Raw genomic sequence first — 22,463 nt, forward strand, 5'->3', positions numbered from 1 at the left:
CGACGAGGTTGATAGGTTGGAGGTGGAAGCGCAGCAATGTGTGGAGCTGACCAATACTAATCGGTCGAGGGCTTATCCTAAAACATAAAACGCAAATTTATCTCGCATCCGGTTTTCAGAGATCAAAAAATCTCTGCTAGAAATTCGTTTGGTGTCGATGGCGGAGGGGTTCCACGCGTACCCATCCCGAACACGACCGTTAAGCCCTCTAGCGCCGATGGTACTTGGACCGCAGGGTCCTGGGAGAGTAGGACGATGCCAAGCAGCTAAAGACCACTTTTGAGATTCAATTCTCGAAGGTGGTCTTTTTTTGTGTTTTTTCGGGGTCCGCAAATATGTATTATGTATTTTTTACCTGAATATCCTTCAACCCCCATTCAAGATTGCGGGGATTTACGCCCATACTACGGGGTAGGAGGTGGAAGACATGCCAAATCAACTCAAGTTGCTCTTAAATCTTCTTGGACTGGCAATGATTCTAACCAGTTGTCAATCTTCAGCAGCAGCTCTATCGCAAAAGAACGCACAAACGGCTCAATCTCAAGGGACCATGACCTATTCATCTTATAGACCCGAACAAGCTCAACATGTATTGGCACATAAGCTGCCGAAGAAAATTCATGCCCGGGGAATCTACGTTTCTGGATGGGTTGCTGGGAGTAATAAAGCACTCAATCGACTGCTTGGACTATTAGATCGGACCGATTTGAACACACTTGTCATTGATGTGAAGGCCGATGAAGGAAGATTAACATATACGTCTTCCATTCCACTTGTGAAAGAGATTGGTGCGGATGCTAACCCTGCCATTCAAGATATTCGTGCTCTGCTCAATCGGCTGAAAGCCAAACAAATTTATACGATTGGCCGTATCGTCACTTTTAAAGATCCTTACCTCGCCAAGAGAAAGCCAGAATGGGCATTACATAAGAAGAATGGAGCCGTATGGCATGATGTCAAAGGGACAGCATGGCTGGATCCCTACTTAGAGAAGACATGGGATTATAATATTGCAGTTGCAGTAGAAGCTGCGCGGTTCGGTTTTGATGAAATTCAATTCGATTATGTGAGGTTCCCGGACAATGCAAGACGAGTGAAGCAGGAAGTCGCTTTTACTAATCAGCAAGGACGGACTCGTGCGGAGGCCATTCGTCAATTCCTCCATCGCGCACGGCCTGCAATCCATGCTGCGGGTTCCTATGTGTCTGCAGATGTATTCGGACTGGTCACTTCCGAGAAGAATGATATGGGCATTGGTCAAGTGTGGGAACAAATTGCAAGAGAAGTAGACTACATCTCCCCAATGACGTATCCTTCCCACTATTCCAGTGGAGTATATGGAATCACCCATCCTGATTTGGCACCTGGAAGCGTCATTCGGCATGCCATGATCGATGCGAAGAAGCGAAATGACGAGATCACGGCTTCGAATTCCGAGCAAGTCATCGCTTCTCAACCTGGATATCAACGATCCGCTAACTATCCAGCGGAGATCAGACCATGGTTGCAGAATTTTACTGCCACATGGATACGCTCTCATCGCTCGTACGGGGAGAGTGAAGTAATTCAGCAAGTTAAAGCGTTAGAGGGACAAGGGATCCACCAGTTTTTGCTGTGGAATTCGAAGTGTAAATATGACTACAAATAACTGAATTATATGACTATTTCGGATTCCTTGACAGCCCATACCCCCTTTGCTAAGATGAACAATAATATTTGACGGCAATACTTAAAAATACAGATTTAAGGGAGGAACTATCCGGTGTGGGAAACGAAATTTGCTAAAGAAGGATTAACTTTTGATGATGTGTTGTTGGTGCCTCGGAAGTCAGAGGTGCTGCCGCGTGAGGTTGATATTTCTGTATCGCTCAGTAAATCGGTGAAATTGAATATTCCTCTAATTAGTGCAGGTATGGATACAGTAACGGAAGCTGCGCTCGCTATTGCGATGGCACGTGAGGGCGGTATTGGGATTATTCATAAAAATATGACGATTGCACAACAAGCAGAAGAAGTGGACCGTGTTAAACGTTCCGAGAGCGGCGTTATTACAAACCCATTCTCGCTTACTCCTGATCACCACGTCTACGATGCGGAAGCATTGATGGCAAAATATCGTATATCTGGTGTTCCGATCGTCGATGAAAATAATAAGTTAGTCGGGATCTTAACAAATCGCGACTTACGTTTCGTACATGACTTTGCGATCAAAATCAATGAAGTGATGACACGTGAGAACTTGGTAACGGCACCGGTGGGTACAACCCTTCAAGAAGCAGAAGGCATCCTTCAGAAGCACAAAATTGAGAAGCTTCCGATTGTAGATGAGACGAATACCCTTAAAGGCCTCATTACGATTAAAGATATTGAGAAAGCCATTCAATTCCCACGCGCTGCAAAAGATGCACAAGGTCGCCTGCTAGTAGGGGCAGCGGTTGGAATCTCGAAAGATACATTTGAACGGACAGAAGCACTTGTTCAAGCAGGTGCGGACGTGATTACAGTGGATTCAGCACACGGACATCACATTAACATCGTTGAAGCGGTTCGTAAGCTTCGTGAACTCTATCCTGATCTAACAATCATCGCAGGGAACGTTGCAACAGGCGATGGTACACGCGAATTGATCGAAGCTGGTGCATCCGTTGTCAAAGTCGGTATCGGTCCAGGTTCGATCTGTACAACGCGTGTGATCGCAGGGATTGGTGTTCCGCAAGTAACTGCAGTTTATGATTGCGCAACGGTTGCTCGTGAATACGGTATTCCAATTATTGCAGATGGTGGGATCAAATATTCCGGTGAGATTGTAAAAGCAATAGGTGCTGGCGCAACGGCGGTAATGCTCGGAAGCCTATTCGCGGGTACAGAAGAAAGCCCTGGTGAGACTGAAATCTACCAAGGCCGCAGCTACAAAGTATACCGCGGAATGGGTTCACTTGGTGCGATGAAAGAAGGCAGTAAAGACCGTTACTTCCAAGAAAACGAGAAGAAGCTCGTTCCAGAAGGTATCGAAGGTCGCGTTGCATACAAAGGGCCATTAGCAGATACGATTCACCAACTTATGGGTGGTCTGCGTGCAGGAATGGGCTACTGCGGTACTGCATCAATTGAGGAATTGAAGAACGATACACAATTCGTTCGGATTACAGGCGCGGGTCTTCGTGAGAGTCACCCACATGATGTACAGATTACGAAAGAAGCGCCGAACTACTCGGTATAATGGTTCGAATTTACCAAATTTTATAGGACTAAATCTCACAGGCAGAGTTCCTACTCTGCCTGTCTTTTTTTTGGGCATAGGCGTGTGTTACAATGATTTATAGGTTTTTAAATTATATTATTTGTGCTAGTGCATGAGAGGAGACTTACCTGTTTTGAAAGAGATGAATAATAACAAGTCACGTGACCATAAAAAACGTCAAATATTAAAAAAGACGATTGCTATATTCCTAGGTTTCCAACTTCTATGTGGAGCGCTTGCACCTGCGGGTGCGATCTTTGCGGAAGGTGAGAAGAAGACGACAACAACAACAACGCAGTCGCTCACGAAGGAAATTACGTCTGCAAATACGAAAATGCCTACTGCTGAATCGTTGAATCTTGAAGTGAAGTCAGCGATTTTGATGGAAGCTTCGACAGGTCAGTTACTCGTGGATATTAACTCAGACGTGGCTCTGCCGCCGGCGAGTATGACGAAGATGATGACCGAGTATATTGTTCAAGAGCAAGTGAAGCAAGGCAAGCTCAAATGGGACGAAGTTGTTACAACAAGTGAGAATGCTTCATTAACCAAAGGATCGCGTATTTTCCTTGCACAAGGGGATCAACATACAGTAGAACAGCTTTTCATCGCGATGGCGGTGGGATCTGCGAATGATGCAACAGTTGCGTTAGCCGAACGGGTAGCCGGTTCTGAACAGGAATTTGTTAAGCTAATGAATGAAACAGCGCAAAAAATGGGGATGAAAACAGCATACTTCATTAACTCGACGGGATTAAGCCGTGCAGATATGCCGGAGAAATACCGCCCGTCAGAAGATCGCGAGACCGTTGTGTCGGCTCGTGATATCGCGAAGTTAGCACAGCATATTGTCGAAGACCATCCGGATTTCTCCAAGTTCACAACGATTCAATCATATAAATTCCGTGAACGTGATAAAGCGCCGATCATTAACTATAACTGGATGCTTGAATCTAATGCCTCCATTCCGTCCTTTAAGCGTTATGCTTATCCGGGATTAGACGGTCTGAAGACAGGTCATACATCTCAAGCTGGTTTTTGCTTTGCAGGTACTGCGACACGTAACGGCATGCGTCTGATCAGTGTTGTCATGGGAACGAAAACCGAACCGAAGCGATTTATCGAGACGAAAAAAGTGCTTGATTACGGCTTCAATAACTTCGAAGTGAAGCAAGCGGTAGCGCCGAAATCGGTCGTTCCAGGCGCAGACAAAGCGAAGTTGAAGAAGGGTAAATCAACTGAGGTCGGAACGGTAACAGAGTCGGCTGTAAGCTTTGTTGTACCGAAGGGTGCCAAAACCGATAACGTGACGTTTACAACGAAAATGGATGATACTTTGGTAGCCCCAATTAAAAAGGGCCAGAAGGTCGGAGAGATCACTTATACGTTCAAATCGGATAAAGGCGATCAGAAGAAGACTGTGAATCTTGTCGCGTCAGAAGACGTGGAAAAGGGCGGATGGTTGCGCCTATTCTTCCGTGCTATTGGCGACTTCTTCAAGGACTTGTTCGCTGGAATTAAAAATCTGTTCTAATTTGCCTGAATTCCGAGCTAGATGGTTGTCTATTTCAAGTGCATACTGTAAAATATTTTGTTAGATTCATGCATTCTTCAAAGAGCTGTATCGATCCTTACAAATCATTGTATTTGATATAATTTCGGGGGGCAGAGCATAATGGAAACAGGAACATCTCGTGTAAAAAGAGGTATGGCAGAAATGCAAAAAGGCGGCGTCATCATGGACGTCATGAATGCTGAGCAAGCAAGAATCGCTGAAGCGGCAGGTGCAGTAGCAGTTATGGCACTTGAACGCGTTCCTTCGGATATTCGTGCAGCAGGCGGAGTCGCTCGTATGGCGGATCCAACCATCTTTGAAGAAGTCGTTAAGACGGTATCTATCCCAGTTATGGCGAAAGCACGTATCGGGCATTATGTTGAGGCAAGAGTATTAGAAGCACTGGGTGCTGACTATATTGATGAGTCCGAAGTGTTAACACCTGCGGACGAAGTTTTCCATATTAATAAGAAAGAATTCACAATCCCATTCGTATGTGGCGCCAAAGACCTTGGCGAAGCACTTCGTCGTGTAGGTGAAGGCGCATCGATGCTTCGTACGAAAGGTGAACCAGGAACAGGCAACATCGTTGAAGCGGTACGTCACTTGCGTCTGATCAACAGCCAAATTCGTAAAGTACAAAACTTGTCCAAGGACGAGCTGTATGCTGAAGCGAAAAACTTAGGTGTATCCTATGATCTGTTGCTTGATGTGCATGAGACTGGTAAATTGCCAGTTGTTAACTTCGCAGCAGGCGGCGTCGCAACACCATCCGATGCAGCGCTTATGATGCACCTCGGTGCAGACGGTGTATTCGTTGGATCGGGGATCTTCAAATCCGACAACCCGGAGCGTTTCGCACGTGCGATTGTTGAAGCAACAACACATTACACAGACTACAAGTTGATCGCTGAAGTGTCCAAGAACCTTGGTACGCCGATGAAAGGGATCGAAATCTCGAAATTGAGCGCATCCGAGCGCATGCAAGATCGCGGCTGGTAAGAAGGAAGGGACTTGCAATGAAGGTTGGCGTATTAGCGCTGCAGGGAGCTGTAGCTGAACATATTCGCAGTATCGAGCAAGCAGGTGCGACAGGCGTAATTGTAAAGCGCGTGGAGCAACTGGACGAGCTGGACGGCTTGATCATTCCAGGCGGTGAGAGCACAACGATCGGTAAATTAATGCGCAAGTATGACTTTATCGATGCGGTTCGCAGTTTCTCGGAGCAAGGCAAGCCGATTTTCGGAACTTGTGCAGGACTTATTGTTCTCGCGAAGCGAATTGAAGGACAAGACGAGGCGCATCTCGAATTAATGGATATGACCGTTGCGCGTAATGCCTTCGGTCGTCAACGCGAGAGCTTTGAGACAGATTTACCTGTCCAAGGCATTGATGAGCCGATTCGTGCCGTATTCATCCGTGCGCCGCTCATTACGCAAGTTGGTCCAGAGGTGGATGTACTATCCACATTTAATGGAGAGATTGTAACAGCACGGCAAGGCCACTTGCTAGCAGCTTCGTATCATCCAGAGTTGACGGACGATGTACGTCTGCATGAATATTTCCTGGGTATGATTAAAGAATCTGCTGTTGTAGAACGATAATCCATAAGGTAAATAACACCTTGACTCTTTTTCACAAGGGTTAAGGTGTTTTCATTGGAGGGAAAACATTTGTTAGATGTAAAAATTTTACGAAATGAATTCGGACGCGTGGAAGAGGCGCTTAGAAATCGCGGTAAATCACTTGATTTGATCGCTGAATTTCCAGCGCTTGATGTTCGTCGCCGTGAATTACTGCAAGAGAGCGAGACCCTTAAGAACCGTCGGAACGTGGTATCGCAAGAAGTAGCAAGATTGAAGAAAGCGCGCGAGAATGCAGATGACTTGATCCTTGAAATGCGTGAAGTATCGGATCGCATCAAGGAGTTGGATGAAGAAGTACGGGTACTCGATGAGAAGATCACAGAGCTAACGCTTGCGATTCCTAATATCCCGAGCGATGCAACACCTGTAGGGGCTTCTGAAGAAGATAATGTTGAGATTCGTAGATGGTCTGAGCCTGCGAAGTTCGATTTCGAGCCGAAGGCGCATTGGGATGTTGCACAAGACTTAGGCATTCTAGATTTCGAAGCAGCAGCGAAAGTAACCGGCTCACGCTTCGTGTTCTATAAAGGACTTGGCGCACGTCTTGAACGGGCTCTACTGAACTTCATGATGGATTTACATAGTGATCAGCACGGTTATGAAGAAATTCTACCGCCTTACATTGTAAACCGCGAGAGCCTGATTGGTACGAGCCAATTGCCGAAGTTCGAAGAGGATCTATTCAAGCTTCGTGATACGGATTATTACTTAATTCCAACGGCTGAAGTGCCTGTGACGAACATTCACCGCGAAGAGATTCTGAATGTGGAGGATTTGCCGAAGAAGTTCGTTGCGTTCAGTGCATGTTTCCGTTCCGAAGCAGGTTCTGCGGGCCGCGATACGCGTGGATTGATTCGTCAGCATCAGTTCAACAAGGTGGAGCTTGTGAAGCTCGTGAAGCCGGAAGATTCCTATGCAGCGCTGGAGGATCTCACTCAAAATGCGGAGAAGGTACTACAATTGCTTGAGTTGCCATATCGTGTACTGACGTTATGTACAGCGGATATTGGTTTTGCATCAGCGAAGACGTATGATCTGGAAGTCTGGCTTCCTGAGAGCAACATGTACCGTGAAATTTCTTCGTGTACGAACTTTGAGGATTTCCAAGCACGTCGTGCAAATATCCGGTTCCGTCGCGATGCGAAAGGCAAACCAGAGTTCGTGCATACATTAAACGGATCGGGTCTTGCCCTTGGTCGTACTGTAGCTGCAATTCTTGAAAATTATCAGCAAGCGGACGGCAGTGTGCGCATTCCTACGGTACTTCAACCTTATATGGGTGGACTAGAAATAATTATTAAGAAATAGGACTTGCTTTTTAGGGGCAACCTATGGTAAGATCTTTTTTGTCACGAAAAGATTTTATCTGGAGAGGTACCGAAGTGGTCATAACGGGGCGGTCTTGAAAACCGTTAGGGTGCAAGCCCACGTGGGTTCGAATCCCACCCTCTCCGCCATACTTATAACATAAGCAGACTCTAGCGTCGATCATCGATGTTAGGGTCTTTTTTATTATTCGGGGTCCCCGCAAAGTATCTGAATCGACTTTGAAGCCAATGCCCCACGTTGTGGGGTTATTTTGCGTATAAAAGATATCCTCCCTTCACAGAATAATGGGTGTACGTAAGTAGGAGGTGCCATATATGCAGAATAATGAACCGATATCGGTTAACCAGGATCAATTGGTAAGTGCTTGGCAGCAGACGTTGCCAACAACACTGCAAGAAGGTGATCATGCGCAGATAGAGCCTGACGGAGCCAATCCGCAAGGGCTGCGTATCCATATTGAGGCTGCAGGACGACAAATGTATACATTCGATTTTCAATGCGCCTATGTGGACTCGAGAGAAGTAAGAGTGGATCTGGTGGATGTCGAACGTGATGGCGTGTCTGTCGATGAGCGCACACAGGTGATTCAGGAAATGGCTCAGACGTATACACGCAATATTCATGAATGTGCACAAGCGCTTCACGACATTACCCATGAGCATTAAACCTCATCAACCAATGAATAGGATCAAGGGGGCAGCATCATGACGAAAGCCAAAGGCACTGTGGATAAAAATCTAAGCAATGTGGTGGATGATTTGAATCAGACAGCCGTGAACAGTCATCAGGCGCAACAGCAGCAGCAAGACCGCAATGATCGGCGTCATCAGGATGCCTTGAATCATGATCACACAACGGACACTGAACATCCATAATAGGGAGGGTACAACAAGATGGGCAAATCCAAAGCAATACCTGTTCCTGAAGCACAACCGAAAGAACGTCATCATCAAGCTGATAACGGTACGGGACAACAAGAGCCGTTATCCGGATCGAAAAAAACAAAACAACATAATCATGTGAGTCACAATAATCCGCAAGGATAGCATTTTTACGAAAACATAGGAACGTTTAAGCTAAATCAAATACAAAAAAAGACCTTATTTCTAATTAATTTTAGATTTAAGGTTTTTTATTTTGCAGATATCTTATATAATAAATAGTATAGTAACTAAACTAATTGAATTGAATAGAATCAGTTCAAGACAAAAAGGGGAAATTTGATGCAAGAACAAGCAAGCGCAGTTGCAGCGCAGTCCACACGTAAACATTTGAGAACACCACTGCCAATTATTTTGAAGCGTGTCGTATTTATTTTGATTGGTGCCATATTAATGGCCGTCGCTCTAGAGTTCTTCCTCGTGCCCAACAATATTATCGATGGCGGGATTACAGGGATTTCGATTATTTTGTCACATATTACTGGATTTAAGTTAGGTCTCTTCTTATTCGTCCTCAACTTACCGTTCTTATTCCTTGGATATAAGCAGATAGGTAAGACTTTTGCACTATCCACATTACTTGGAGTTGCCGTGATGTCGGTTGGTACCATGTTGTTCCACCATTCGCCATCCTTTACAGATAACCCATTGCTCGCAGCAGTATTCGGAGGTATCCTGCTCGGAATCGGCGTCGGACTTGTTATTCGGTTCGGCGGTTCCTTGGACGGTACAGAGATCGTAGCAATTCTACTCAATAAGAAGCTGCCTTTCTCTGTCGGTCAGATTGTCATGTTCTTCAACCTCTTTATCCTTAGCAGTGCAGGGCTCGTATTCGACTGGGATCGTGCCATGTACTCTCTAATTGCTTATTTCGTTGCTTATAAGATGATGGACACGACCATTGAAGGTTTCGACGAGTCGAAATCGGTCTGGATCATTAGTGATAGCCATCGTGAGATTGGTGAAGCGCTCCTTAGCCGCTTGGGACGGGGCGTAACTTATCTCAACGGGGAAGGTGGATTCTCTGGTGATAATAAGAAAGTTATTTTCGCCGTTATTACGCGTCTAGAAGAAGCCAAATTAAAAACCATTGTACAGGAATTAGACCCTTCGGCCTTCCTCGCGATTGGAAACATTCATGATGTAAGTGGCGGGCGATTTAAGAAGAAGGATATCCACTAGGATAAAAGTACCAATTGAGAATAATTTGAAAATATTACAGAAAACCGTTTGCAATTCATGGAAAATGTACTATGATAGTACGGTATGTAATTTTTCTATGGATTGAGGGGGAAATTGATTTGAACAGGAAGTTATGGATGTCCGTCGTGATGGGTATGCTTGCAGTCATGCTCGTATTATCCGGTTGTGGGGCAAAGAAAGATCCGAAGGAAGCACTTCAAGCTGCAATGGATAATGCTGCGAAAATGAAATCTTATGATTTCAAGGCGTCATTTATTTTAAATGATCTGAACGTATCCAGTCCGGAGCTTACAGCGAATCCGGAAGTGGGCATGGTCTATAATATGTTGAAGAATGCTCAGGTTACAGTGACAGGTGCTTATCAGAAAGATCCTATGCAAATGGAAATGAACGTGGATCTGACGATTAAAGGCGATGCATCATTCACACTGAATATGCCAATCGTACTCACGAAAGAAAAAATGTGGGTGAAGATTCCGAGTATCCCAATGATTCCAATGCCAGAGAATTTGGTTGGCAAATTCGTTGAGATCGATATGAAGAAGCTTGCTGAACAAGCGGGTGAAACGACGGTTCCAACATTCGATACAGCGAAATCGCAAGAGCTATCGATGGATATTATGAAGATCTTATTCGAGAAATTCGACGGCAAAACATTCTTCCAAGAGCTTGATGCGAAGTCTGTCACATTGCCTGAAGGCGTAGAAGCGAAGCAAATCGTGAAGCTTGCCATCAACAATGAGAACTTGGAGCAAGGTATTACGGTTCTTGCGAAGGACGTTGTGCCGCAAGTACTTGATTTACTCGCAAGCGATAAATATAAAGACGTGATCCCAAGCTTGAAAGCAGAAGATATCGCAGCAGCGAAGAAGGACCTTACTGATGAAGCGAAGCTGAAAGAAGCGCTTGCTGAGATCAAGAAGGGCTTCAAGATCAATGATCTGAACGTTGTTACAGCTGTGAACAAAGATCAGTTCCCTGCTTATCAAGAAGCGAACATCAATGTTGATGTAACAGCAGAAGGATCGACTGTAAAAGTAAACGCGAAGGTAACTTCAGAGTATTCGAACATTAACGGTAAACCAAGCTTCAAGATCGGAACGCCTCCACCAGATGCAATTCCGATGGATGAGCTTGCACAAATGTTCGGCGGCGCTGGCGTTCCAGCAGAATAATAGAGAAATCCGCCCGAGGCTCGGGCGGATTTTTTTGTCGTCTATCAGAGCAGCTGCTGTCCACTTCAGGTGGGCTAGCAGCTGTTTCTTTCTATTAGAGGTTAATGGTTGGACGAATCTCGGTCATACCGCGCATATAAGGCTGTAACGCAGCAGGAATGCGAATCGAGCCGTCTTCGCGTTGATGGTTCTCAAGGAGCGGGATTAGTATGCGCGGTGTAGCCACCATCGTATTGTTCAGCGTGTAGCAGAATTGAGGTTTGCCTTGTTCATCCATGAATCGGATCCGCGAGCGACGAGCCTGGAAATCGAGTAAGCTCGAAGCCGAATGGGTCTCACCGTAAGCATTCCGGCTTGGCATCCACGTCTCGATATCGTATTGTTGATAATTCTTCTGCCCCATATCTCCCGTGCATACGGCGACAATGCGGTATGGCAGCTCGATCAGCTGAAGTAACTCCTCGCTATTGAGAATCATATCGTGCAGGATCGATTCGGCCAATTGGAGGTCGTTCTTGCAGATGACGACCTGTTCGACCTTTGCGAATTGATGCACGCGATAGAGACCGCGCACGTCGCGTCCAGCCGAACCAGCTTCGCGGCGGAAACAGTTCGACACCGCTGCAAGTCGAATGGGCTCAGTGACATCGACGATCTCGTCGCTGTAATACGAGACGAGCGGGACCTCACCGGTACCGACGAGCCAAGCATTGTCCTCCGGTACGGCATAGCACTGATCGCGGCCTCCTGGGAAGAAGCCGGTGTTCGTCATGGCGTCCTCGCGTGCGAGCAGCGGGACGTCCATCGCGGTGAAGCCTCGATCCGTCAGGAGATCGAGGGCGAGCTGCTGCACGGCGCGGTGCAGGCTGAGCCCCGCGCCGCGCAGGAAGTACTGGCGCGTGCCGGCGACCTTGACGCCGCGCGCGAGATCGAAGAGATCACACGCCTCGCCGAGGGCGGTGTGATCTCTCGCCTCGAAGTCGAAACGGGGGGCTGTGCCGACCCGTTTCACTTCGACGTTGTCGGCGTCGCTCACGCCCACGGGCGTGGCGGGCGACGCCAGGTTCGGCACGAGCAGCATCAGCTCGTGCCAGGCTTCGAACGCATCGCGCAGCTCGCGTTCGAGTGCCTTCAGCACGGCGCCTTGCTGCCGTGCTTCGGCCGTAAGGCGCATCGCTTCGCTCGATGCGCGGTCGACGCTCGCGCCCTGCTGGGCGAGCGTGTTGCGTGCGCGCCGTAGTGCTTCGACTTGCTGGAGCAAGTCGAGCCTCCGCGCGTCAGCTTCCAGCACCGCCGCAATCGATACGGCGATGCCTTTCTGGTCTGCGACTTGCTGCAGCTGCTCTGCATGGCCTCGAATAAATTGAATGTCTAACATGTGGGTAGTCTCCTTCCGCTAACGCGTTATTGTGGTAAAAACACAAAAAGCGCCCCTCATCCGATTGGGACGAGGAGCGCTGTGCTCGCGGTGCCACCCAACTTGATTCACTTCTGCCATAAGGCAGCTGCAAATCCACTTTGGTACCGCGATAACGGAGCGGTGACCGGTTAACTTAGGGAGTTCGTGAGGGGTGACCTGGAACTCTTGTCGCAAACGCCTCAGAGTTGGAATCTCTTCATCGGCATAATTCCGATCTGAAATTATTGTATGCATTATAACGCAAAATGGTTCCATCCACAAGTGGATAACTTTTAGAGGTTGTTCAAATAGTCATCATTTGATCACGAAGTCATTCAAGAAGCATAATCGACATCGAATCTTGCGTTCACCTTCGAAGTCCGGTACTCATTTAGGTTTTGCCTAAACTCCGTTCCTCCTTCTTCAGATTCTCACAACCTTCTTGGTGCTGAAATGCCGACTTTTTGAACATGCACTTTTAGAGCTCGTCCTTCACTTTATTTTTTCTCAGCTTCCGAAAGAAATTCGTTAGCAGGGCAGCGCATTCTTCCTGTGCGATACCATCAATCACCTCGGTGCGGTGATTGAATCGTGGTTCTTGGAGTAGATTCATCAGCGTCCCAGCGCATCCTGCTTTGGGATCCGTCGTCCCGTAGACCACTGTAGGAACCCGGGCTTGTACAATCGCGCCTGCACACATCGGACAAGGTTCTAGTGTCACATAGAGTGTGCAGTCGAGTAGACGCCATGCGCCAAGTTTCTCACTGGCTTGTCGAATCGCGATTAATTCGGCATGTGCTGTCGCATCGAAGGTCGTCTCGCGCAGATTATAACCGCGCCCAATAATTTGATTCTGCCAGACGACAACCGCACCGATTGGCACTTCGCCGATGGCTTCGGCCTTCTGCGCCTCTTGAATCGCCTCGCGCATCCAGTAATGGTAAGTATTTTCATGCATGGGGTAGGTCCTCCTGCGATTTGTTCGACGAACATTTATTCGTTGTTAACATGATGTGCACAAATCTGTGGATAACTCGCGTGTTGTACACAGATTTATACACATATTATCCAAGTCATCCACAGAACTGTGTGTAAAATGTGAATAACATAGAATCTATTGTAGGAAATTATCCCTTGGTTATCAAGTTTGAACATTTGTTCTTTGCCAAATAGAGTGGAAGGGGTTATTATTAAAGGGAACATCATCCAGATTTAACCTACCCGATGAGTTATAAGGTGGAGTGAACTTTGTCGATAAAAGTGAAATTATCTCTCATTATATCAAGCACGCTGATCGCTATTATGTTGTTCAATATCGTCCTCAGTTATTTTTCTACCAAGGAGAATATGCGTGAAGACAGTGAGAATAAAATGAACGCCACCGCTAAGCAAATTGCGATAGAGTTCGAACAGGCGCGAACGGGGGCTGAATATGTTGAGCAACTTATTGGCGAGAAGCTATATATGGCTTCGATTGCGGTAGCGCGCGAACTTGACCCCGACATTCATCAGATCCGCAATGAGGACCTGAAGCAGCTCAGTCGAAGGCTGGGCATTTCGCATATTGCACTCCTAGCTCCTGATCGCGGAAAGATGGTTATTCAGCGTTCCTCGAATTTATCAGACATGGGTCTCGTGGCAAATAATTGGTACTACGGATATCCTGCCTTCCAACAATTCATTCATCCAGCCGATCTTAAGAACGATAAGCCGTTGGAGAGATTCTGGCCCGCCCCGTTCAACACCAGTGCTAGAACAGATCTCACGGATAAGCGAAGCTTCTATGAGGATGGTAAACGCAACTATACCATTTGTACATATATGTTAGAGAGTGATCTGAAAGATTACAAGCGAATTTCCGACATGGATGAGATTGTTCGCAAGACGATCGAGGCTAATCCGAATATTCTTGAAGTGACAGGCATAGATCCTCGATTGTTCAGACTCGCATCTGCACTGGATTTGTCGAACCCTCTCGAGGATCGTGTGGGCTATTTTCATACGGAACAACCCATCAAATTCGGTAGTTATACTTACGTGGATCCTATCAATGATATCGAGTACGTACAGAAGGCGGCTCGTGGAGAATATATTAGCTATGAAGCAGAAATTAACGGAAAACATGTCATTAAAAGCTTCATTCCCGTGTCGGATGATGACTCTTACTTGATCAGTATCGTTATGGATTATAAAATGATCTCGAGTGTATTAAATGAACAGCTTGTAAATTATATCGCGATTTCCATTGTACTGCTTGAGATTATGATTATTACGAGTTATTTGATCGCAGGTCGAATGATTCGTCCCGTTCAATCGATTTTGGATAAGGTCAATGATGTGGCGAACGGTCACTTCGGTGCTCGGCTCAAAATTAAGAGTAAAGACGAGCTGGGGCTTCTCGCACGGCGGATTAATATGATGGCGCGTAACCTGAGTATCTATACCAATCAGCTGCAGCAGACCTATGAAGAGAACCGAGCGATGAAAGAATATTTGGAATCCTTCATTAACCAGACCGCGGATGCGATCCATGTGGTGGATCTAGAGGGTCGAGTGATTCTGGCGAATTATGCCTTCCAGCAGCTCTTCGGATGGAATACGGAGCAGATTATCGGGAAGCATCTAACGATTATACCGGAGTCGAGACAAGAGGAAGAGGAACGGGTAATGAACTGGCTCGTATCTGGGAAGAATCTGATGGCTCGTGAGACACAGCGAATGACCAAGGATGGACGGCTTGTTGATGTTAGTGTATCGACCTCAGCCATCTATGACGAGAATGGGAATTGTATCGCTTTTGCTAGCATTACCCGGGATGTTACGGAGCATAAGAAGATGGAAGAGCTGCTTCGACGTTCAGAGAAGCTCACAACCGTTGGTCAGCTGGCAGCAGGGGTAGCGCATGAAATTCGCAATCCGCTAACTACCCTTCGAGGCTTCCTGCAATTCCAGCAGCAGAAGAAAGTATTAAACCTCAATCATACGGATATTATGCTATCGGAATTGGATCGAATTAATCTGATCGTAAGCGAGTTCTTAATTTTAGCCAAACCACAGGCGGTACACTTTCAGAAGAAGGATGTACGGTTTATACTAGGGGATGTGATCTCCCTTCTAGATAGTCAGGCGAATATGGTGAATATTCATTTTGATACGCATTTTACGCCAGAGCCTTGTGTGATTGAGTGTGAAGAAAACCATTTGAAGCAGGTGTTCATCAATATTTTCAAAAATGCATTTGAAGCCATGCCGTCTGGGGGGACGATTAAGTTAATTACCGAGATTTGGAATGAGAATGATGTACGTGTGCAAATTATCGACCATGGGCATGGGATTCCAGAGGAGAATATCTCCAAGCTGGGTCAGCCGTTCTATACGGATAAGGAAACCGGAACGGGGCTTGGTCTGATGGTGAGTCAGCGTATTATTCATAATCACAAGGGTACAATGGAGATTACGAGTGTAGTGAATGAAGGCACGACTGTAACGATCCTATTGCCTGTATTATATGAAGTGCAGCTAGACAATCCGATGGGTTGATTTAAGATTTTTGAGGTGAATGGCAGTGCGAATTAATAAGTTTATTAGTGAGACCGGATTTTGTTCGCGGCGTGAAGCGGATAAATTGGTCGCCGACGGTAAGGTAACGATTAATGGGGTTGTTGCAGAATTAGGAAGCCAGGCTGAAATGGGCGATGATGTTCGTGTTAATGGCCGGCCGATTGCAGATGCAAGCAAACATGTCTACATTCTGTTGAATAAGCCTGTGGGCATCACATGTACGACGGAGTCCCATGTCCCGGGAAATATTGTTGATTTTATTAATCATAAGGAACGGATATTCCCGATTGGTCGATTGGACAAGGACTCGGAAGGGCTGATTCTGCTCACGAATGACGGGGATATTGTGAATCGGATTTTACGGGCAGAAGGACGGCATGAGAAGGAGTATATTGTGACTGTGAACCGCCCGATTACCCCTCAATTCCTACAAGGGATGGCGAGCGGCGTGCGGATTCTAGGCGCGATGACACTGCCGTGTACAGTAACGCGGATTAGCGAGCGGGAGTTCCGGATTATCCTAACGGAAGGGAAAAATCGCCAGATTCGGAGAATGTGCCAAGCATTCGGATATGAAGTGAGAAAGCTGCGCCGCATTCGGATTATGAATATTCATCTGGGTTCCCAGCGAGTCGGCACATGGCGTGATTTAACGCCGGAAGAGAAGGCAGTTCTTGGACAGACTCTGCAATACCAATTAGGCTAATACCTGTTTTGGGTAAAAGAAAGGCGCTTCGTTCATCGAAGCGCCTTTTGTTATTCACTTTTTCACGGTAATGCTCTTCGTGTCCTCGTTGTTCACGAACTTCCGCATGATCGAGATTTCAACCCGGCGGTTCTGTGCCCGTCCTTCGACTGTCGCGTTGCTCGCCACAGGGTGATATTCTCCTTGACCGATGACACTGAACAATTTCGGATCTAGGTTCGGATTCTGCAATAGAATCTTCATGAATTTCGAAGCCCGGGTGGAGCTGAGCTCCCAGTTGGACTCAAACTCTGAATTGGAGATCGGTTGATTATCCGTATGCCCCGCGATAATGATCTCATAGCCTGGGAATTGCTCTAGCATGTCCGCCATGGTCAAGGCTAGATTACGAGATTCCGGCTTGACGGCTGCGCTTCCTGAAGAGAAGAGTGCTGTATCGCTAATCGTTATCATGAGCTGTGACTGATTGAGCTTGGTACTGAGCTGTGACGTCAATTTATTCTCTTGAATATATTGATCAAGCTTCTTTTTGATTTTGGCCATGTTCTCTTCTTCTTGCTTCATAGCCGCCATCTTATCTTTATCTTTGATATCGATATTCCCTGTGTTCTGGTCCTCTTTATCTTTCTTGCCGTTCGCAGGTCCTGTCTTGATGACGGAGGTCTGGTCCAAGATGCCCGTGCTGCCACTAAAAGCGGCACTAAAGGCTTGGCTCATCTCTTCGAATTTCTTAGCATCGACAGCACTCATCGAGTAGAGTACGATAAACAGCGCGAGCAATAGGGTTAGAATATCGGCATAAGGAATGAGCCAGGATTCATCGATATGTTCATCGTGATGGGCCTTTCTACTCTTTTTGCTCACCGCCGGATTCCTCCTTTTTCTCCATTTTCACGCGTTCTGCAGGAGTTAGGAATACAGCTAGCTTCTGGCCGATCGCGATCGTAGATACACCAGATTGGATGGATAGTAGACCTTCAACCATCATTAACCGCACTTGAATTTCACGCTCAGATAGACGCTTTAATTTGTTCGCTAGGGGATGCCAGATGACATATCCGGTAAAAATACCTAATAGCGTTGCGATAAACGCAGCGGCAATCGCTTTAGTTAGATGCTCCATGGAGGACATATCCGATAATGCGGCAATCAGACCGATAACGGCTCCGAGTACCCCGAGTGTCGGTGCGTACATCCCCGCTTGTGCGAAGATCAGAGCTCCTGCACGGTGGCGCGTCTCGGTTGCATTGATGTTCTCCATCAAGACATCACGCACGAAATCTTGTTCGTTCCCATCGATGATCATTCGCATGCCGTTACGCATGAAGTCATCATCGATCTCTTCGACCTTTGCTTCCAGCGCGAGCAGACCTTCACGACGTGTGATGCTTGCCCATTCTGTGAAAAGACGGATCAATTCTGTCCGGTCAATCACTTGCTGTTTTTTGAAAATAATTTTAAAAAGTTTCGGTACTTTCGCGAGCTCCGACATAGGGAAGGCCATAAATATCGATGCTGCTGTACCTACGAAAATAATCATAAAGGCAGCTGGGTTGTAGAGTGCATCCAGGGGTGCACCTTTTAATGCCATCCCGATCGTAATCGCAGCAATTCCTAAAATAATACCGATAATTGTTGATTTTTCCACGAGCACACCTCATCCATGAGAATAAAATAGGTACCATCCTTAGTTTTCGACGCTAGTCGCCAAATTGGGCGGTAAAGAGTTGTAATATACTATTTATCGTCAGCTTTAGCCAAAAAATTTAGGTATAATAAAGAAGGAATTGTGCTGGGACAGGACAACGTTAGGAATGGAGTGAGGTTCATGGGAGTTAAACACGGCAGAGAATATGCAGATATTTTGGTGGATTTAATGGCGGCTGTCGCTCAGATTCCGGATTGCTACGAGTTTTTTGAGATGACCGCAGAGGAATGGGAGAGGCTCGGGGAGGGAGAACGGAAGGAAGTTCTCGAGGCATTGGCGGATGATGTGTTCTATGGGCTCGGTGAAGATAAGATCATCCAGGTTGGTAGCGCTGAGGTGACCTACGATTCGAATTATCATTTGATCGATGTGAGCATTGGAGAGAATATTGTCGCCATGATCCGTCTAACGTAACGACCAGGGAACACAAAAAAACACGTCTTACTTCTCACTCGGGTGAGAGGCAGGGGCGTGTTTCTTCTATTTATTGCGGTTCTTATTTTTTCGCAGCGAGCCATTTAGCTACATTCGCGATTTCTTCTTCTTTTAGCTTGTCTTTAAAAGCAGGCATCATGCTGCCTTTCCCTTTAGTGATAATCTTGTAAAGCTTTTGCTCGTCTAATTCCGCTCCGATTTTTTGCAAATTCGGTCCGACGCCGCCTTCAAGGGAGTTACCGTGGCAAGAAATACAGTTCGCCTTCTTCACAGTTGCTTCCGCTGCTGCTGCATCAAGAGTTACTTCAGGCATCTTCGCTTCTTGCTTTTGTTCGCCTTTAGGACCAGCGTTCAACGTAAACATCAATACAATGGCTAAGGTACAAGCCCCGAAAAACAATGTGCTCATAATCCACTTTTGCATATGTTCGCCCCCTTTGCATGCTACTTCTTAAATTTACCACAGCTATACACCATCGTAACACTATATTCCAAAAGGTGTAAATGACAATTTTGTGACTAATGCCCATTTAGCAGCTTTATCGTGATGAATGTCCTTGCAGAACCATGCAATGGAATTCAGCGATGCCTGTTGGGGTACGTCTGTCATAGGTATCGGTAATTACAAATCCTACCTTCTGATAGGTGCGAATTGCTCGCTTATTCCAACTATGTACTTCAAGATCAATTTCATCTTGCGGTGAACGTAGGATAGCTTCTTGTACAATGGTATCCATAAATCGGCTTCCTAATCCTTGTCCGCATAAATCGGGCCGCATACAGACGCCTAACCGGGTGACATCGACCATGGGGAAAAATTGTGCGAATCCGATCAACTTGCCGTCCGGGGATTCAATCGCACGGTATTGTTCATCACGAAGCTCCGGGTCTCCGAATTCGATTCCAATCTTCTGCATCTCTTCCCATGGTAGGAATCCGTAGATATTGTATGGCGGTTCGAATTCCCAGCTGCAGACGGCTGCTGCATGTGTTGTCGTCATTGGGACGATATGCATGACTGGCAAGTTGTCTTGGAATGCGTTCATCGTTGACCTCCTCTATCCAAATCGATATTGTTATATTATAGCAAAAAGGAGGCGGTAGAACATGAGACAAGGCAACATTGTATCGATGGAATGGGTACATACGCATCTGGCGGATTCGAACGTGATTTTGGTTGATTGCCGGTTCGTGATGGGCGGAGCTGCACCGGATTTGGGGCAGCGGCAATATGAAGCGGGTCATTTGCCTGGTGCTTATTATTTGGATCTGGATCGGGACCTGTCATCTCCGGTTGGCGAACATGGCGGGAGACATCCTCTCCCTCATTTGGATGCACTCACAGCCAAATTTAGCAGTATCGGAATCGATGGTTCAAAGCATGTCGTGGCTTATGATGATCAAGGCGGCATGATGGCTAGTCGTCTATGGTGGCTTTTACACTACACAGGGCATGCAGGCGGCGCTTCTATCATGGACGGAGGATACAGCGCTTGGGTAGCTCGGGAATATCCGACAACCATCGAGAAACCGGAACCGACAAGTTCCGCAACCTATGTGCCGCAGATCGACAATCGCTTCGTCATTCATATCGACGAGTTACGGCAAGAAATGACGAAACCGGACGTCCTCCTGATTGACTCACGAGAAGCACCGCGGTATCGCGGCGAGATCGAACCGATTGATCCTGTTGCGGGTCATATTCCGGGTGCGGTGAATGCGTTCTGGAAAGAAGCCTTGAATGAGCAGGGGACGTGGCGTTCAGCAGAGGAGCAGAAAGCTCGGTTCGCGGAGCTTGGTGCAGATCAGGCAGAGCGTATTATCGTCTATTGCGGATCGGGTGTCTCGGCGTGTCCGAACGTGATCGCGCTGCAGGAAGCGGGATATCAGAATGTAAGGTTATATGCAGGAAGCTGGAGCGATTGGATTTCTTACAGTGACAATCCAATTGCGACGGGGGACGAAGTAAGGAAAAACATTTAAGTAATTGAGATTTGGAGTGATAGTAATGGAGATTCGAGTGGATGACCTGACCGGAGATAAAGTAAAAGCATTAATTATGGAACATCTGAGCGGCATGTTTGAGAACTCACCGCCAGAAAGCGTCCATGCGCTTAATTTGGATGGGTTGAAAAAACCTGAAATTACGTTCTGGAGTGCATGGGAACAAGATGAATTGCTTGGCTGTGGGGCACTTAAAGAGCTCGATGGAACACATGGGGAGATCAAATCTATGCGCACCTCTTCCTCGCATTTAAGAAAAGGCGTTGCTAGACAAATCCTTGAACACATCATAGCGGTAGCTGAGCAGCGTCATTATAAGAGACTCAGTCTGGAGACGGGCTCAATAGAATCCTTTAAAGCTGCAAGGAATCTATATGAACGTGCCGGATTCCATTACTGCTCTCCATTTGCTGAATATATTGAAGATCCATATAGTGTTTTTATGACAAAGGAATTATAACCGCTGTGCGAACCATCACCAAGACGATAAAATAAGTATTTATCATATGAGAGGAGTATGAGGATGCCGAGCAAAGAGAACAGAGAACTTATTGAACATTATATTGAGGCTTACAATGCATTTGATGTTGAAGGTATGGTTCAGCTCTTGCATCAAGATATCGTCTTCAGGAATTTTGCTAATGGTGAATTGAATACGGAAACCAGAGGGGTAGAAGAGTTCAAAATGCTAGCAGAACAATCCTCTCAGATTTTCTCAAGTCGTCGTCAGAGCATTACCAGCTATAGTGCTGCAGATAACCAAATTGAAGTTCAAATTGATTATGAAGGCATTCTTGCCGTGGATTTGCCTAACGGATTGAAGGCTGGAGATAAGCTGCAGCTAGAAGGTAAGTCCGTATTTGAGATGACTGATGGAAAACTCTCAATGATCGAAGATTACAGTTGAGTATCGTAATGTAGAGTGATAATTCACGCGGAGGATAGTATGAGAACCTTTATTTATATGGTTAGACACGGAGAATCACCCAAAATAGAAGGAAACGAGAGAACACGTGGTCTAACGGACAAGGGTAAATTAGATGCCCACCTCATAACCGAATTATTGAGAGATGAAGGAATAGACCATTTTGTATCAAGCCCCTATCGAAGAGCTACATTGACGATCGAGGAATTAGCTCAATCTTCGGGTAAAGAAGTCACTGTTCTTGAAGCGCTTAGAGAAATGGTGTTTGTAAGTGACGATAAGATCATGCCTGATAAGGAGCTGTATCCTCTTGTTCAGAAGCTGTTCTCGGACCCAGAATATTCAGCACCTGACGGGGAATCCATCATGACTTGCCAGAACCGTGTTATCCCAGCTCTGAAACAAATGTTGAAGGAATATCAGGGGCAGAAGGTTGTAATAGGAACACATGGGGTTGTTATGACATTAATGATGGGATATTATGACCGTCAATACGACTTGGAGTTTCTGTGGAAGACATCTAAACCGGATATCTACAGGATGGAATTCAATAAAGATGAGCTCGTGGAAACGCAGAGATTGTGGAAGGTTCAACTATAAAATAGCAGAGATCAGCAAAATACAGCCTGGAACTC

General features: G+C 46.3%; 24 protein-coding genes, 1 tRNA gene and 2 rRNA genes. 21 read left to right on the forward strand and 6 right to left on the reverse strand.

Going from position 1 to position 22,463, the window contains the following annotated elements; translation table 11 throughout:
• The 14 genes from ACFQZR_RS27345 to ACFQZR_RS27410 all read left to right on the forward strand — a co-directional run.
• Nucleotides 1-80: ribosomal RNA gene (locus ACFQZR_RS27345) — 23S ribosomal RNA — on the forward strand; the annotation flags it as partial.
• A 67-nt stretch (nucleotides 81-147) separates the two neighbouring features.
• Nucleotides 148-264: ribosomal RNA gene (gene rrf, locus ACFQZR_RS27350) — 5S ribosomal RNA — on the forward strand.
• A 163-nt stretch (nucleotides 265-427) separates the two neighbouring features.
• Nucleotides 428-1,648: a putative glycoside hydrolase gene (locus ACFQZR_RS27355; RefSeq protein ID WP_379351493.1), complete on the forward strand. Its 1,221-nt coding sequence runs from the start codon at nucleotides 428-430 to the stop codon at nucleotides 1,646-1,648.
• A gap of 114 nt (nucleotides 1,649-1,762) precedes the next feature.
• Nucleotides 1,763-3,220, forward strand: coding sequence for an IMP dehydrogenase (guaB, locus tag ACFQZR_RS27360; protein WP_379351494.1), 1,458 nt, complete (start codon nucleotides 1,763-1,765; stop codon nucleotides 3,218-3,220).
• 163 nt (nucleotides 3,221-3,383) lie between these two features.
• Nucleotides 3,384-4,775, forward strand: a complete 1,392-nt coding sequence (locus tag ACFQZR_RS27365; protein WP_379351495.1) for a D-alanyl-D-alanine carboxypeptidase family protein — start codon at nucleotides 3,384-3,386, stop codon at nucleotides 4,773-4,775.
• A 138-nt stretch (nucleotides 4,776-4,913) separates the two neighbouring features.
• Entirely contained in the window at nucleotides 4,914-5,798 is an 885-nt protein-coding gene (gene pdxS, locus ACFQZR_RS27370; protein ID WP_211220804.1) for a pyridoxal 5'-phosphate synthase lyase subunit PdxS, read from the forward strand.
• A gap of 17 nt (nucleotides 5,799-5,815) precedes the next feature.
• Nucleotides 5,816-6,400, forward strand: a complete 585-nt coding sequence (gene pdxT / locus ACFQZR_RS27375) for a pyridoxal 5'-phosphate synthase glutaminase subunit PdxT (RefSeq protein WP_379351496.1) — start codon at nucleotides 5,816-5,818, stop codon at nucleotides 6,398-6,400.
• 69 nt (nucleotides 6,401-6,469) lie between these two features.
• A complete protein-coding gene (gene serS, locus ACFQZR_RS27380; RefSeq protein ID WP_379351497.1) occupies nucleotides 6,470-7,750 on the forward strand; it encodes a serine--tRNA ligase in 1,281 nt (426 codons plus the stop codon).
• 60 nt (nucleotides 7,751-7,810) lie between these two features.
• Nucleotides 7,811-7,899: transfer RNA gene (locus ACFQZR_RS27385), tRNA-Ser, on the forward strand.
• Between the two features lie 186 nt (nucleotides 7,900-8,085).
• A complete protein-coding gene (locus ACFQZR_RS27390; protein ID WP_379351498.1) occupies nucleotides 8,086-8,436 on the forward strand; it encodes a hypothetical protein in 351 nt (116 codons plus the stop codon).
• Between the two features lie 39 nt (nucleotides 8,437-8,475).
• Nucleotides 8,476-8,646, forward strand: a complete 171-nt coding sequence (locus tag ACFQZR_RS27395) for a hypothetical protein (RefSeq protein WP_379351499.1) — start codon at nucleotides 8,476-8,478, stop codon at nucleotides 8,644-8,646.
• Between the two features lie 18 nt (nucleotides 8,647-8,664).
• Nucleotides 8,665-8,817 (forward strand): small acid-soluble spore protein P, encoded by a 153-nt coding sequence (locus ACFQZR_RS27400; protein WP_379351500.1) that lies wholly within the window; start codon nucleotides 8,665-8,667, stop codon nucleotides 8,815-8,817.
• A gap of 177 nt (nucleotides 8,818-8,994) precedes the next feature.
• A complete protein-coding gene (locus tag ACFQZR_RS27405) occupies nucleotides 8,995-9,894 on the forward strand; it encodes a YitT family protein (protein WP_379351501.1) in 900 nt (299 codons plus the stop codon).
• 119 nt (nucleotides 9,895-10,013) lie between these two features.
• Nucleotides 10,014-11,090 carry a DUF6612 family protein gene (locus tag ACFQZR_RS27410; protein WP_379351502.1) on the forward strand — a complete coding sequence of 359 codons (1,077 nt, stop codon included), beginning with the start codon at nucleotides 10,014-10,016 and terminating at the stop codon, nucleotides 11,088-11,090.
• Between the two features lie 94 nt (nucleotides 11,091-11,184).
• Here the strand turns inward: ACFQZR_RS27410 and serS (ACFQZR_RS27415) are convergent, their stop codons facing one another.
• Nucleotides 11,185-12,468, reverse strand: a complete 1,284-nt coding sequence (gene serS, locus ACFQZR_RS27415) for a serine--tRNA ligase (protein WP_379351503.1) — start codon at nucleotides 12,466-12,468, stop codon at nucleotides 11,185-11,187.
• Between the two features lie 499 nt (nucleotides 12,469-12,967).
• Nucleotides 12,968-13,447: a tRNA adenosine(34) deaminase TadA gene (gene tadA, locus ACFQZR_RS27420; RefSeq protein WP_379351504.1), complete on the reverse strand. Its 480-nt coding sequence runs from the start codon at nucleotides 13,445-13,447 to the stop codon at nucleotides 12,968-12,970.
• 290 nt (nucleotides 13,448-13,737) lie between these two features.
• Between tadA and ACFQZR_RS27425 the strand changes: the two genes are divergently transcribed.
• Complete coding sequence (locus ACFQZR_RS27425) at nucleotides 13,738-16,029, forward strand: PAS domain S-box protein (RefSeq protein ID WP_379351505.1); 2,292 nt, start codon at nucleotides 13,738-13,740, stop codon at nucleotides 16,027-16,029.
• Between the two features lie 25 nt (nucleotides 16,030-16,054).
• Nucleotides 16,055-16,756 carry a 23S rRNA pseudouridine(2604) synthase RluF gene (rluF, locus tag ACFQZR_RS27430; RefSeq protein ID WP_379351506.1) on the forward strand — a complete coding sequence of 234 codons (702 nt, stop codon included), beginning with the start codon at nucleotides 16,055-16,057 and terminating at the stop codon, nucleotides 16,754-16,756.
• A gap of 54 nt (nucleotides 16,757-16,810) precedes the next feature.
• On the opposite strand, the gene motB is transcribed toward rluF, so the two are convergent.
• Nucleotides 16,811-17,620, reverse strand: coding sequence for a flagellar motor protein MotB (gene motB, locus ACFQZR_RS27435; protein ID WP_379351507.1), 810 nt, complete (start codon nucleotides 17,618-17,620; stop codon nucleotides 16,811-16,813).
• On the reverse strand, nucleotides 17,604-18,404 hold the full coding sequence (motA, locus tag ACFQZR_RS27440; RefSeq protein ID WP_379351508.1) for a flagellar motor stator protein MotA: 801 nt from the start codon (nucleotides 18,402-18,404) through the stop codon (nucleotides 17,604-17,606). The genes motB and motA overlap by 17 nt, the downstream gene beginning before the upstream one ends.
• 180 nt (nucleotides 18,405-18,584) lie before the next feature.
• Here motA and ACFQZR_RS27445 point away from each other — a divergent pair, with 180 nt between their 5' ends.
• The gene (locus tag ACFQZR_RS27445) at nucleotides 18,585-18,878 is read left to right on the forward strand and encodes a hypothetical protein (protein WP_314590759.1); all 294 of its coding nucleotides are present in this window, start codon (nucleotides 18,585-18,587) and stop codon (nucleotides 18,876-18,878) included.
• An 82-nt stretch (nucleotides 18,879-18,960) separates the two neighbouring features.
• On the opposite strand, the gene ACFQZR_RS27450 is transcribed toward ACFQZR_RS27445, so the two are convergent.
• Together ACFQZR_RS27450 and ACFQZR_RS27455 are read right to left on the reverse strand one after the other, a co-directional pair.
• Nucleotides 18,961-19,323 carry a c-type cytochrome gene (locus ACFQZR_RS27450; RefSeq protein WP_314590761.1) on the reverse strand — a complete coding sequence of 121 codons (363 nt, stop codon included), beginning with the start codon at nucleotides 19,321-19,323 and terminating at the stop codon, nucleotides 18,961-18,963.
• A gap of 115 nt (nucleotides 19,324-19,438) precedes the next feature.
• A complete protein-coding gene (locus ACFQZR_RS27455; RefSeq protein WP_379351509.1) occupies nucleotides 19,439-19,945 on the reverse strand; it encodes a GNAT family N-acetyltransferase in 507 nt (168 codons plus the stop codon).
• A gap of 61 nt (nucleotides 19,946-20,006) precedes the next feature.
• Here ACFQZR_RS27455 and ACFQZR_RS27460 point away from each other — a divergent pair, with 61 nt between their 5' ends.
• The 4 genes from ACFQZR_RS27460 (at nucleotide 20,007) to ACFQZR_RS27475 (ending at nucleotide 22,428) form a co-directional block, all read left to right on the forward strand.
• Nucleotides 20,007-20,882: a sulfurtransferase gene (locus ACFQZR_RS27460; protein WP_379351510.1), complete on the forward strand. Its 876-nt coding sequence runs from the start codon at nucleotides 20,007-20,009 to the stop codon at nucleotides 20,880-20,882.
• Between the two features lie 25 nt (nucleotides 20,883-20,907).
• A complete protein-coding gene (locus ACFQZR_RS27465; RefSeq protein WP_379351511.1) occupies nucleotides 20,908-21,363 on the forward strand; it encodes a GNAT family N-acetyltransferase in 456 nt (151 codons plus the stop codon).
• A gap of 63 nt (nucleotides 21,364-21,426) precedes the next feature.
• On the forward strand, nucleotides 21,427-21,810 hold the full coding sequence (locus ACFQZR_RS27470) for a nuclear transport factor 2 family protein (RefSeq protein ID WP_379351512.1): 384 nt from the start codon (nucleotides 21,427-21,429) through the stop codon (nucleotides 21,808-21,810).
• 39 nt (nucleotides 21,811-21,849) lie between these two features.
• On the forward strand, nucleotides 21,850-22,428 hold the full coding sequence (locus ACFQZR_RS27475; protein ID WP_379351513.1) for a histidine phosphatase family protein: 579 nt from the start codon (nucleotides 21,850-21,852) through the stop codon (nucleotides 22,426-22,428).
• Nucleotides 22,429-22,463: the final 35 nt, after the last annotated feature.

Source organism: Paenibacillus sp. GCM10027629, from assembly GCF_042676425.1.
Classification (GTDB): Bacteria; Bacillota; Bacilli; order Paenibacillales; family Paenibacillaceae; genus Paenibacillus_K; species Paenibacillus_K terrigena.